We start from the raw sequence: 12,384 nt of genomic DNA, 5'->3' as shown, positions 1-12,384 counted from the left end.
TCTTCTTTAGCTAGTTTTAGGGGGTTCACGTAAGGAGTTCAAAGATTTCACGGCGTGAACCCCCTTTTGATATATCGTTTCGACAATCAGCCAATATCAGTAGGGGGTTATTTCAATAGCTTCGTTGGAATAGCCAGCCCAAAGCCCCCAAATTTTAAATTAAAACATTTTCGGGCATGCATAAATCCCAAACCGCAACTGCGGCAAATCCAACTATTTATTAAATATCTGTAATATATTTTTTACCCCATTATTATGTTAAGTCCATATTTTATTCGTACATATTACATAACATATATAGTGCGAACCACTATAAAGCTTAATAAATGACTGGTACTATGGCTACTACAATCACGGGTAATTTTGATTTATAAGAGTGTAATATATTTTAGACTTTTATCAACAAAATATATGCGACCAATTAGATAAATGTATATGCTGTGATAAAACCCTTAGCCCCCTATCCTAAATCCCGCTTAAACAAACATGACCTACAATCTAGTCATGTTTGATGATTTTAATTAATTAAGGGGTAACAAAGGGTACAATATACTAAAGGATTGCATTGCTTGCCCCATAAAAGGCCCTAGATTTGGATTCTACGGGCTGTCTTTTTCTACGTTTAAATAGCGGTATTTCTCTCTATATCCTGCTTGACCAGGTTATTCAGCCTGTTTAAAGCCTTGCTTTCCTCTTCATCAATAGCCGCTAAATCATAATAAAAATAATAGTTTTCACAGGCACCTTTTCTAGCTAATAATTCCCGCCGGCGGCTAAGCCCTAGGGCTAATTCATCAAAACAGGACATAATATTGCCGGCCAATTCATTTTCCATTTGTTACTGCTCTTTCTTTTCCCCAATTTCATCATAAACCGCATACCCGGGGTTAAAACCCATACTAATCAACTTTTCTTTGAGCATGAGGTTCAATTCGATCAACCCCCAACGCTTCACAGCAGAAATAAGCACTGTATTTTCCGCCACCGGACATTCTGTTTTTAATAAATTTAAGGCCTCTTCTTCAGTCCAGTTGCGGTTAGTATCCAATTTCAGGTCTATTTTATTCATAGCAGTCAAGCGCGGTTTATCAGCTACACCCATGTCTGTAAGTATTTTTTCCACTGTTTGACACTGTTCAAAAGCATTCTTAGCAGTTATGTCAACTACGTGTACCAGCAAATCAGCTTGGTTTATTTCTTCCAGCGTAGCCCGAAAAGCCTTTACAATGGCGGGAGGCAACTTGCGAATGAAGCCCACTGTATCTGTCAACAATACATTGCCCAATCCGTTTATATACAACCTTCTGGTAGTTGGATCAAGAGTAGCAAAAAGTTTGTTTTCAGCCAGTACATCTGTTCTGGCAACGGCATTCAGCAGGCTACTTTTACCGCTATTGGTATAGCCAACCAATGAAACCACCGGTACGCCACGCATGCGCCTTCTCTCACGGTACAGTTCCCGTTGAATGGTTACTTCATCCAGGTGTTCTTTCAGATTACGTATCTTGGTACGAACAATACGCTTATCAGTTTCAAGCTGGGATTCACCCGGTCCTCTGGTACCTATACCGCCGCCAAGTCTTTCAAGATGACTCCATTGGCCTGCCAACCTTGGCAGTAAATACTGCATTTGTGCAAGCTCTACCTGAAGCTGGCCCTCACGGGTATTGGCATGTTTGGCAAATATATCCAAAATAAGGGCCACCCGATCAATTACCTTTACACCCAATGCTTCCTCAAGTGACCTTTGTTGAATAGGCGAAAGTTCATCATCAAAAATGACCAGATTGTAGTCAAGTTCCTTTTTCATCTCTATCAGTTCGTCCAGCTTGCCTTTTCCCAAGTATGAGTTTCGGGCAGGTGCATGAAGCTTCTGGATTATACGCCCTACTACAGTTGCACCGGCGGTAGCCACCAGCTGGCATAATTCGTCCAGTGAGTCTTCTATAGCCCAGTTTGAATTACGGTTGGTATCCACCGCTGCCAAAACAGCTCTTTCCGGCTGTATTACTACATTATTTCCAACTGTTTTATTGATGGTATCCTCCATTTATGTAAAGTATATACATATTCATCTATTATATACCATATTGCCTCCATAATTAAGTTAAAACACGTATTGACACACCTCCACCTGATAATTCAAAATAAGAGCTAGTACCAATGGACTAATACTATATAGGAGGAAGCAATAATGATGACCATAGCCGAGTTGTTTGACCTGAGGGGCAAAGTGGCTATCGTGACCGGCGGCGCAATGGGTATTGGAAAAGGGATTTCCATGCGTTTAGCCGAAGCGGGTGCCAGCATAATGATTCCTGACTTGAATCTGGAGGTTGCCCAAAAAACATCAGCCGAGATTAAAGCTTTGGGAGGCAAAGCTACTGCAATCCAGGCTGATGTAAACAATATAAACGATGCTCAAAAAGTTATAGATGCCACCCTGAAGGCATTTGGAGATCTGGATATTATGGTGAATAATGCCGGCATTTACCGTTTTATGCCTGCTATTGATATGACCGAAGCCATGTGGGATAAGACTCTTGGTATAAATCTTAAGGGGCTTATGTTCTTCTCGCAGGCAGCCGCCAAAGCTATGATGGCGGCAAAACATGGAGGAAAGATAATAAATATAGCTTCTATAGATGGCTTCCGCCCTACCGGCAATCTGGCTCATTATGACGCATCCAAAGGCGGGGTAATTATGCTTACCAAAGCTATGGCTCAGGAATGGGCACCCCATGGCATACTGGTAAATGCTGTGGCCCCGGGTGGGATAAATACTCCCGGTGCATCTGCCTTGATGCCAAGCGGCAGTATGTCAGCCGAACAGTTGATAGAGTTATCTAAATCTTTTGTGGCAAAATTGCCGCTCAAGAGGATGGGTGAACCGGATGATATCGGCAAGGTAGTCCTCTTCCTGGCAAGTGCAGCTGCAGATTACATGGTGGGAAGTGTGATTGTGGCTGACGGCGGTGCTCTGTTAGTTTAACACCAGTGGTAAATCCTCAAATAAACAGGGGGGAGAGTATTTAACTCTCCCCCCTTTACTTTCTATATATGGTGGGCTCGGTAGGTTTCGAACCTACGACCAAGCGGTTATGAGCCGCCCGCTCTGCCCCTGAGCTACGAGCCCTCAGGATAAAACTACTTTATACTTCGCGGCCGGTAAATCCGGTACCGTAATCTTTAACTTTTTGTTCTTTGGCCTCTTCCTGTTTGGCATATTCCACCCAAGCCTCAGGCCCCTTGCCGCAGGATTTTTCGCGTTCTTCACGCCATTTCTTCAGCGGATCAGGATCTTTAATTTTGTTTTCAGCAACTTTTTGTTCAGAAATCCACATTTTTTCGTTGGCAGAATCCTTGCGCATTTCAGGTGCATCTTTTGAAAAAGCTACGCCATGAGTAAAATCCGAAATAATGCGTGTAGATTCGGCACTGCAAACAGGGCAAGTGGCTGACAAGCTGGACTCACTCCGGGGTCTCATAATTTCAAAGACTTTATTACACTTTGAACATGAATATTCGTAGATTGGCATGAGTTACCTCCGATGAACTTGTTATCTTTAATCTGCAGAGAATTCTAACATGTTTTATATCTTCGTTCAAGCAAAAAGATAGTGGCCTTTACTCATAAAATACCTTTGACATGTTTGATTGTTCAGGTTAGAATAACCCTGCTAATTAGCGGGAGTAACTCAGTGGTAGAGTTCCTGCCTTCCAAGCAGGCTGTCGCGGGTTCGAGCCCCGTCTCCCGCTCCATCTTTCTTCCCCTGAGATATAATCGCCAAACCAAGGTCAGAGGCGGTTTATCACTGTATCCAGCTTGTCTTTGTAACCATGCCAGTAGCGCAGTACCAGCCTGACAAACGGATTGCGACGCATTTTCATTGTATAGCTGATATCTGCTGCCCGTTTTATTATCCCTTCTTCATAAGTGGGATAAATATGGGGAATAGTATGAAGTCTTGAAAGTGGTTTATGCAGGCATTTTACTATTTGCAGTTCATGGATAAGGTTTTCAGCCTGTGAACACAGCAGGTGTGCCCCTATCAACCTGTCATGTTTGTCCAGTACAAATTTACACATACCGCGAATATCATGATCCATAACCGCCCTGCGTACTTTGGTTAGCGGGTAGCGGATAATCCGAATGTTATTGCCGTACTTACGTCTGGCCTCATCTTCAGTCAGACCAATATGGGCCATTTGAGGTTCGGAATATGTTACCCAAGCCACATCGTCATACCTAATGCTCTGTTTGAATGGCAAGCAGGCGTTGCTTGCTGCCAAAATAGCCTGTTTTTCGGCCATCATGCCCAACTGGATAGGACCTGCCACATCACCGGCTGCAAATATATTTAAAGAGCTGGTTTGGAGTTTGCTGTTAACACTGATGCCCCGTGCTGTATATTTCACCCCGGCTTTTTCCAGTGCAAGCCCCGCCACATTTGCCCGCCTGCCCACCGCAACCAGCACTGTTTCGGCCGTGATTTCACTAATTTTTCCTTCACGGGTTTGCATTTCAAGCTTCAACTGGCCATTATCCTGTTTTTGAAAACGAATTGCCTTGGTAGAAACATGAATTTGCAGGTTTTCTTCAGCATTCAGATAATCTAGTAATAACCCGCTTAGTTCGGTGTCATCTTTCGGCAGTATACGTTCTGCCATTTCAATAATATCCACTTTGCATCCCAACCAGGCAAAGGCCAGCCCCAGTTCGATACCGGCTGGCCCTCCTCCCAGTACAATCATCGAGGATGGTATGGATTTTATGTCAAATACTGTTTCATTTGTATAATAAGGTATATCTGCCAATCCTTCTACAGGAGGAATTGCCGGACTTGAGCCAGTGGCAATAATAAAATGTTTTGCTGAAACAACCTGTCCGTTCAAACTGATATGATGCCTATCGGTAAATACGGCTTCACCTTTTAGTATATTTATGCCTGTCTTTTCCAAATTATCAAAATCATCAACCCCGGAAATATCTTCCAGAACGGAATGCAGGTATGGCATAATATTTTCCGTTTGCAAGTTTACACTGACCAGTTTCAACCCATTCTGGTTGTATTTTTTTATTTGACCGACACGGCGTCCTATTTGAAGCAAAGTCTTGGATGGCACACACGCATTCCATGTACAGGCACCACCCAATTTGCCCTTTTCCACCATAGCTACTTTCTTACCCAGTCCGTTAGCAAAAACAGTCGAAGTAAACCCGGCCAATCCGCTGCCAATAACCACCAGATCATATTGAAATTTCATACCTGTTCTCTTTCCGTCTGACAAACCTGCTGAAGCCCGGCGGGATTAAACCTCTCCCCTACCCCGTCTATTCGGCAACCCACCTGATAATATTATGTAATTTTAGACTTAGGCAGGCAGTTAGTTTTATTCTATCAGGCGTTTGCGGCAAGTCAATGGTTTTAGTCAAAGAACCCTTTGTTCAAGTCTGCATCATTGGAATATCCCTGCCGTTCCCAAGTACCCAGATAATTTTCATCATCAGAAAATTCAATCTGGCTAACCCATTTTATCCATTTATAGCCCCACTTGCTTTCAGCAACCAGTTGAAGAGGAAAACCATACTTGGCAGGCAGAGTTACACCGTTCAGTTTATAGGCCAGCATGATATTATTTGAGATCAGGTAATCAAGGCTGAGAGCGGTGGTATATCCATCCAGAGCGTGAAAAATGACCGTATCAGCTTCACCCTTAATACCCGCCATACCTGCAATGTCTTTAAAAAGAACACCTTCCCAAAGCATAGTAGCATCCCAGCCTTCTACGCAATGCAGGGTGACTACTTTTGTATAAGGGTTGAAACGGGTTCTTAGTTCATCGTAAGTAAACGAAAGTTCCTGGCCGACCAGCCCGTTAATATTCAAGGTATAAGACACGGTATCAATTTCGGGTGGGCCGGAAATGGAATTATCTCTGAGGTTTAGGATAGAGGTAAGATCTTTGCCTTCATATTCCAGTATCTGTACCCCATCCAAGGTAACCGGGGTATCATTAGAAAATATGTCGCCAAAAGATATGTTTTGGGAATTTAGAAACATGGAGACGGCAAGAAGCAGGACTACCAAGACCCCAAACCCGCGTTTTAAATCCATTGTTTTCTCCCCTTCATGGCAGAAAACCGTTTGCATTACTACACACTTAATAATAACACAAACGCATCGGACTGGCTTTTGGAAATGGCCTGGTCGGGGTGAGAGGATTCGAACCTCCGACTTCAGCGTCCCAAACGCTGCGCGCTAACCAGACTGCGCTACACCCCGCAGGCGCCAGTATAACAAAGCTATGTTACAGGGTCAAGGAAGCCTTATACCCGAATTAACGGCAATCAGGACAGATATTAAAGAAATCTTCAGGAACTTCGGTGGTATTTAGAATATGCTTTATCTGTTTTTCAGGAATCCATTCAGCGCCACACTTGGCACAACGCCTAAGCTTGAAACTGACCTCGCAGTTAGGCCAAGTGATAGTACGCACACCATTCCCATCTTTCATTTTTATGGCCCCGGTGGGACATATATAAGCGCAAGAGCCGCAGGCTATGCAATCTGTCTTATCCTCGTAATACGGCAAGGCGACTTCACGGCCGGTACCCCTGCTTACCAGACTTATGGCACTCTTGCCCACTACCTCGGAACAAACTCTGGTACAAAGGGCGCATAGGGTACATAAATTTTCAGGTTTTTCGCTTTCAAACCGTGTCCCATTTACACCCAGTTTTTTTGCCATGGTCTGAACACCCTCTGACTGAGGGCAACGTGCCAGCAGGAGTTCTATCACCGTTTTGCGGATATTTGTAATCCGGTCATTCTGGGTGGTAACTACCAAACCCTCTTCAACCTGATACAGGCAGGAAGCAACCAGTTTTTTCCGCCCTTTTCTATCAATCTCCACCATGCATAAGCGGCAAGCTCCATAGGCTGAAACCGCTTCATCTACACATAAGGTAGGAATAAAAATACCATGCCGGTGGGCTACTTCCAGTACTGTTTGACCTTCTTCTGCCTGATACTTCTTGCCGTCTATGGTTAAATTTATCATAGCCACCCTACCTTATCTGATTTCTACGGCGTGTAGCTTACAAGCGTCAAAACACGCACCGCATTTAGTACATTTGCTTTGGTCAAGTATGACCGGCATCTTTTTGCCCTGCGAAATGATAGCCCCTGTTGCACAGGCTTTATAGCACAAACCGCAGCCGGGACAGTTGGCATCAATAATGTTATAGGTAATAAGAGCCTTGCATTCCTTGGCGGGGCAGGTCTTTTGCCGGATATGGGCTTCATACTCCTCACGGAAGTATTTTATGGTGGACATAACCGGATTGGGAGCACTGCCGCCCAGAGCGCACAAAGAAGCGTCTTGTATAGCCTGTGAAAGCTGTTCCAGATGCTCTATGTCTCCCTCTTCGCCCTCACCTTTAGTTATCTTTTCTAGAATCTGGCGCATACGTTTGACACCCTCACGGCAAGGTACACATTTGCCGCAGGATTCACCCTCAAGGAAGCTCAGGAAGTAACGGGCAATCTCCACCATGCAGTTATCTTCATCCATAACAATCATGGCACCTGAACCCATCATAGAGCCGGCCTTGGTAAGCTCATCAAAGTCCACCGGCAGATCCAGCATACTTTCGGGCAAACAGCCGCCGGAAGGGCCGCCAGTCTGAATAGCTTTGAATTTCTTGCCTTTGGGGATACCACCGCCAATATCATACACAATTTCCCTAAGGGTAATCCCCATGGGAACTTCAATAAGCCCAGTGTTGTTGACCTTGCCTACCAGTGAGAATATCTTGGTACCCTTACTGCCAGCAGTGCCTATTTTGTTAAACCAGTCTGCCCCTTTTTCTATAATCAGGGGTATATTCGCCCAAGTCTCTACGTTATTAAGAGTGGTAGGCTTGTCGTATAGACCCTTTTCAGAGGTATGAACATACTTGGCACGGGGTTCGCCAACCTTACCCTCAAGGGAGGCCATAAGGGCGGTAGATTCACCGCAAACAAAAGCTCCGCCGCCTCTGTTTATATGGATTTTCAGGCTAAACCCGCTGCCCAGTATATTTTCACCCAGCAAACCATAATCTTCGGCCTGTTTTATGGCCAGAAGGGCGTGCTTAACCGCCATAGGATATTCATCACGAATGTAAATATACGCCTCGTGCGAGCCAATAGCATAAGCACCGATAATCATGCCTTCTATAACACTATGGGGATTGCCCTCCATAAGGGAACGATCCATAAATGCACCGGGATCACCTTCGTCACAGTTACAGATTACATACTTTACCGGGTCATGGGCTTCCCTGCAGGACTTCCATTTCCAGCCGGTGGGAAAACCGCCGCCACCCCGACCGCGCAGACCGGATTTAATAATTTCTTCCACAATTTCATCAGGCTTCAGGCTGGATATAGCCTTGGCCAGAGATTTATAGCCGCCTACCGCTAGATAGTCCTCTATAGAGGTAGGGTCTATATTGCCGTTGTTGCCAAAAACCAGACGCATCTGTTTTTTGTAAAAAGGCACATCATGTTCATGCACCTTTTTCTCTTTGGTCATGGGATCAACATACAACAATCGTTCTATTACTTCGTTATTCTTTATGGTTTTTTCAATGATTTCAGGTATATCTGAAATTTTTAGACGTTGGTAGAAAATATTCTGGGGGCGGATAACTACCAGTGGACCGCGTTCACAAAAACCATGACAACCGGTAGTCCTTACCTCAACCTTATCTCCCAAACCGGCTTTAGCCAGTTCTTCTTCAAAGGCATCTGCAACTTTTTTAGCCCCGTAAGCCTGACAACCGGTACCGCAACAAATAGCAATAACCGCCTGCCCCGAATTCCTGCTTTTAAGAATTTCCTGCCTTTTGGCTTCAAGTTCGGTTGCACTGCTAAACTTTTTAATCGCTATATTACTCATTACTGGCATCCCTCAATCAAAGGTTTTACCTTTTCGGTAGTCATATTGCCCACGTACTGGCCATCTACTACAACTACAGGCCCCAAAGCACAAGCACCGACACAGTTTACAGCATCAAGGCTGAATTTCATGTCTTCGGTATTTTCACCTGCACAGCAACCCAGTTTTTCAACCAGTTTATCCAGTATCTTGCTGGCACCGCGTACGTGGCAGGCAGTCCCCATACACACATGAACGGAATGCTTGCCCTTGGGTTTCAGGCTAAAGGCCTTGAAAAAAGTGGCCACACTATAAACCTGACTCATAGGAACACCCAGTCCCTGGCTTACAGCTTCCAGAGCAGGACGGGGCAGATAATTGAACTCTGTCTGGATATCCTGCAGTATGGCTACCAGCATACCTTTGTCTTTGGCATATTTATTCAGAATGTCTTTAACTTTTGGCGCTACTATTTCTCTAGTTTCAGTGCACATGCCGCCCTCTCTGCAATCTTATTGTATTCCAGCTGAACTCTTTCCTGAATAAGGTCCAGAGATTCTTCTGTCAGGTGGCGGAACCGCCGCTGAAGACTGGTGTATTCCTTTAATGGCTTAAGTGCGGGAGTTTCCATGCTCATCTTGTACTCACCATTAACAACCTCGTACAGGGGGAAAACACCGGTTTCAACTGCCAACCGTCCAATCTTTATGGTATCTTCGGTTGCACAGCGCCAGCCGGTAGGACAAACAGACAAACAATGTATATAGGCCGGCCCGTCAGCCGCCAAAGCTTTGCTGACTTTTTCAATCATGTCAAAGGGATAGCTGGGGCAACAGGTGGCCACATACGGGATATTATGGGCAACTGCAATAGCCGGCATATCCTTTTTCCATGAAAACTGGCCTTTGCCTACCTTGCCGGCCGGCGAGGTTGTGGTGGCTGCCCCGAAGGGGGTAGCTGAAGAACGCTGGATACCGGTGTTCATATAGGCTTCATTGTCAAAACAGATATAAGTAAAATTATGGCCGCGCTCCATAGCACCCGAAAGTGCCTGAAGCCCGATATCTACGGTTGCTCCATCACCCCCGATGGCTACAATCTTTATATCCTTGTCTTCTATCCGTTTTTTACGTTTAAGCACCTTGAGCGCCGACTCCACACCGGAGGCAACTGCTGCTGTATTTTCAAACAGCGTATGTATCCAGGGTAAACGCCATGAGGTATAGGGGTACTGGGAGGCGATAATTTCCATACAGCCGGTGGCATTTACTATTATGGTATTTTCATCCATAGCCTTGGTAGCCAGACGGACTGCCAGAGCCTCGCCGCAACCTATGCACCCGCGATGTCCGGGGGCAAATAACTCACGTTTGGGCAGTAGCTTGGGAACAAATACTGAATAGTTCTGCATTATGCCCTCACTCCATATATTTCGTATTCGTTAGGACTGCCTTTTTCAGCAATCGCCAGACCTTTCTTCATGATATCCTCAAAATTGGCAACGGTTATATCCCGTCCACCCAAACCGCCGATAATGCTGACAATCTTGGGTTTTTTCTCCAGAGGATATAGAGCGGCCTTGATTTCGGAACAGACCGGACCACCCGGACCACCTATTGACAAGGCACGATCAAGCACGATGAGGTTTTTGGCATCTTTGACAGCAGTGCGCAACTCCTCAAAGGGGAAGGGGCGCCAAAGCCGAAGCCGAACCAGCCCCACACTCATGCCGTCATCACGCATTTTATCAATGGCGGACATGGCAGTCTCTGAAAAACTGCCCATAGTGAACAGCAGGTTTTCAGCACCTTCGGTGCGATAGGTTTCCACCGGTTTGTAAGAACGGCCAAACTGCTTCTCAAAGTCCTTCCAGACTTCCAAAATAACAGCTTTGGATTTTTGAAAATCCTGTTCCTGTGCCCACTTGGCTTCGGTGAAAATCACCGGGGGGGCAAAATCACCCATAGCACGGGGATTATCAGGGTTTAGTGCATACGGATAGTCGTTAACACTAAGGAAAGCATCTACCTGCTTTCTCTCAGGCATCTCAATAGGCTCAATAACATGAGAAAGATGAAAACCGTCCAAGTGAACCATAACAGGTAAGAGCACCCGTTTGTCTTCGCCTATTTTAAATGAACAGATAGTGTTATCAACCACTTCCTGCCCGTTTTCAGTAAATATTTGTATCCAGCCGATATCACGGCAGGACATTACGTCAGAGTGGTCACCCCAAACTGAAAGCGGACCGGAAAGAGCCCTATTGGCAACTGCCATCATAATAGGCAGCCGCATAGAGGAAGCCACATAAAGCACCTCGTGCATAAGCTCAAGCCCTTGCCCGGCAGTTGCGGTAAAAGTGCGGGCACCGGCTGCCGCCGAGCCCAAACAGGCACTCAGGGCTGAATGTTCAGATTCCACCGGTATATATTCAGCATCCAGCTCGCCTTCAGCCACCATCTCGGCCAAATGTTCAACAATATGAGTTTGAGGAGTAATGGGATAAGCAGCAATAACATCAGCATTGCAAAGCCCAACTGCCTCACTCAGGGCAATAGAAACTTCTAAGCCTACTCTGGGCATTATTTCTCCTCCTCATCCTTCATAACAATAGCTCCGGTGGGACATTCATGAGCGCAGATGCCGCAACCCTTGCAATAGAAAAGGTCTGCTTCGAAAAAGCCCTCTTTGGTCTCATTTATGCAACCTTCGGGGCAAAATATATAGCATACGCCGCATTTTATACATTTTTTAAAATTGTGAATAGGTAGTTGGGAACGCCAATCACCGGTCTTGTACTGGCTGGCATTGCCGGGTTCACTGACTATACAGCCGGGTGTCACTTCCTGCCAGGTAATCTGGTTTTCCTGTTTAGCCAACTTTAAGCTCCTTTACAACAGTCTCTTCAAAGGCCTTTTTCATAGCAGCCATATTTTTGGCAGCCAGCTTTCCAAAGCGGTGTTTTAAAGGTTCTTCGAAGGCTTCCATATCCGCCAGACCGGTAGCCTTTATAAGGGCGCCAAGCATGGTTGTATTAACAATATTGACACCTAAGACTTCTTTGGCAATAGCAGTTGCATCAACTGTGGCTACTTTCCAGCGATCACCGTATTGAGAAGCAAAATGTTCCAGAGGCTTTGTGGTGTTGATAATAAGAGTGCCACCATCTTTAAGACCTGAGATTACATTCCCGATGATAACCAAACTGGGGTCAAGCACCACCACAATATCCGGCTGGTTGATACCTGAACGTTCACGGATGGGATTGTTGTCACTGATACGATTGAAAGATTGAACCGGGGCACCTCTGCGTTCAGGCCCGAAACTGGGGAATGCCTGAGCATACTTTCCCTTACCGATTGCTGCCTGGGCGATAAGCTCAGCTGAGGTTACCGCACCCTGACCGCCACGCCCATGCCATCTGATTTCAATAAAATGTTTCATGTCTATGGTGGT

13 protein-coding genes and 3 tRNA genes are annotated in these 12,384 nt (G+C 45.5%); 2 read left to right on the top strand and 14 right to left on the bottom strand.

All coding sequences use genetic code 11. From position 1 onward, the window contains the following. Positions 1-622 precede the first annotated feature (622 nt). Both X794_RS02835 and hflX read right to left on the bottom strand, forming a co-directional pair. On the bottom strand, positions 623-835 hold the full coding sequence (locus tag X794_RS02835) for a hypothetical protein (protein ID WP_011309206.1): 213 nt from the start codon (positions 833-835) through the stop codon (positions 623-625). A gap of 3 nt (positions 836-838) precedes the next feature. Continuing rightward, the gene (gene hflX / locus X794_RS02830; RefSeq protein WP_011929006.1) at positions 839-2,050 is read right to left on the bottom strand and encodes a GTPase HflX; all 1,212 of its coding nucleotides are present in this window, start codon (positions 2,048-2,050) and stop codon (positions 839-841) included. Positions 2,051-2,194: 144 nt separating this feature from the next. Between hflX and X794_RS02825 the strand changes: the two genes are divergently transcribed. After that, entirely contained in the window at positions 2,195-2,992 is a 798-nt protein-coding gene (locus X794_RS02825) for an SDR family NAD(P)-dependent oxidoreductase (RefSeq protein WP_034376578.1), read from the top strand. Between the two features lie 69 nt (positions 2,993-3,061). Here the strand turns inward: X794_RS02825 and X794_RS02820 are convergent. Together X794_RS02820 and X794_RS02815 are read right to left on the bottom strand one after the other, a co-directional pair. Further along, positions 3,062-3,136: transfer RNA gene (locus X794_RS02820), tRNA-Ile, on the bottom strand. A gap of 16 nt (positions 3,137-3,152) precedes the next feature. Further along, positions 3,153-3,539 carry a zinc ribbon domain-containing protein gene (locus X794_RS02815; RefSeq protein WP_011309203.1) on the bottom strand — a complete coding sequence of 129 codons (387 nt, stop codon included), beginning with the start codon at positions 3,537-3,539 and terminating at the stop codon, positions 3,153-3,155. A 148-nt stretch (positions 3,540-3,687) separates the two neighbouring features. Here X794_RS02815 and X794_RS02810 point away from each other — a divergent pair. After that, positions 3,688-3,762: transfer RNA gene (locus X794_RS02810), tRNA-Gly, on the top strand. Between the two features lie 36 nt (positions 3,763-3,798). On the opposite strand, the gene X794_RS02805 is transcribed toward X794_RS02810, so the two are convergent. The 10 genes from X794_RS02805 to X794_RS02760 all read right to left on the bottom strand — a co-directional run bounded on the left by X794_RS02805 (position 3,799) and on the right by X794_RS02760 (position 12,372). Then, positions 3,799-5,268 carry a dihydrolipoyl dehydrogenase family protein gene (locus X794_RS02805; protein ID WP_011309202.1) on the bottom strand — a complete coding sequence of 490 codons (1,470 nt, stop codon included), beginning with the start codon at positions 5,266-5,268 and terminating at the stop codon, positions 3,799-3,801. Between the two features lie 161 nt (positions 5,269-5,429). Further along, positions 5,430-6,119, bottom strand: coding sequence for a molybdopterin-dependent oxidoreductase (locus X794_RS02800; protein WP_012984285.1), 690 nt, complete (start codon positions 6,117-6,119; stop codon positions 5,430-5,432). 90 nt (positions 6,120-6,209) lie between these two features. Beyond that, positions 6,210-6,287 (bottom strand) — tRNA-Pro (locus X794_RS02795). Positions 6,288-6,342: 55 nt separating this feature from the next. Beyond that, entirely contained in the window at positions 6,343-7,065 is a 723-nt protein-coding gene (locus tag X794_RS02790; protein WP_011309200.1) for a 2Fe-2S iron-sulfur cluster-binding protein, read from the bottom strand. A 12-nt stretch (positions 7,066-7,077) separates the two neighbouring features. After that, positions 7,078-8,949, bottom strand: a complete 1,872-nt coding sequence (locus X794_RS02785) for an NADH-quinone oxidoreductase subunit NuoF (protein ID WP_012984284.1) — start codon at positions 8,947-8,949, stop codon at positions 7,078-7,080. Further along, a complete protein-coding gene (locus tag X794_RS02780; protein ID WP_011309198.1) occupies positions 8,949-9,422 on the bottom strand; it encodes a complex I 24 kDa subunit family protein in 474 nt (157 codons plus the stop codon). The genes X794_RS02785 and X794_RS02780 overlap by 1 nt, the downstream gene beginning before the upstream one ends. Then, positions 9,398-10,339: a pyruvate synthase subunit PorB gene (porB, locus tag X794_RS02775; RefSeq protein WP_011309197.1), complete on the bottom strand. Its 942-nt coding sequence runs from the start codon at positions 10,337-10,339 to the stop codon at positions 9,398-9,400. The genes X794_RS02780 and porB overlap by 25 nt, the downstream gene beginning before the upstream one ends. Further along, positions 10,339-11,511, bottom strand: a complete 1,173-nt coding sequence (locus X794_RS02770; RefSeq protein WP_011309196.1) for a transketolase C-terminal domain-containing protein — start codon at positions 11,509-11,511, stop codon at positions 10,339-10,341. The genes porB and X794_RS02770 overlap by 1 nt, the downstream gene beginning before the upstream one ends. Then, on the bottom strand, positions 11,511-11,807 hold the full coding sequence (locus X794_RS02765; protein WP_011929000.1) for a 4Fe-4S binding protein: 297 nt from the start codon (positions 11,805-11,807) through the stop codon (positions 11,511-11,513). Before X794_RS02765 ends, X794_RS02770 begins: the two co-directional genes overlap by 1 nt. Further along, on the bottom strand, positions 11,800-12,372 hold the full coding sequence (locus X794_RS02760; RefSeq protein WP_011309194.1) for a 2-oxoacid:acceptor oxidoreductase family protein: 573 nt from the start codon (positions 12,370-12,372) through the stop codon (positions 11,800-11,802). The genes X794_RS02765 and X794_RS02760 overlap by 8 nt, the downstream gene beginning before the upstream one ends. Between the last annotated feature and the right edge of the window lie 12 nt (positions 12,373-12,384).

It is taken from the genome of Dehalococcoides mccartyi CG5, assembly GCF_000830885.1.
GTDB classification, from domain to species: domain Bacteria; phylum Chloroflexota; class Dehalococcoidia; order Dehalococcoidales; family Dehalococcoidaceae; genus Dehalococcoides; species Dehalococcoides mccartyi_B.
This window is presented reverse-complemented; position numbering and strand designations above follow the sequence as displayed.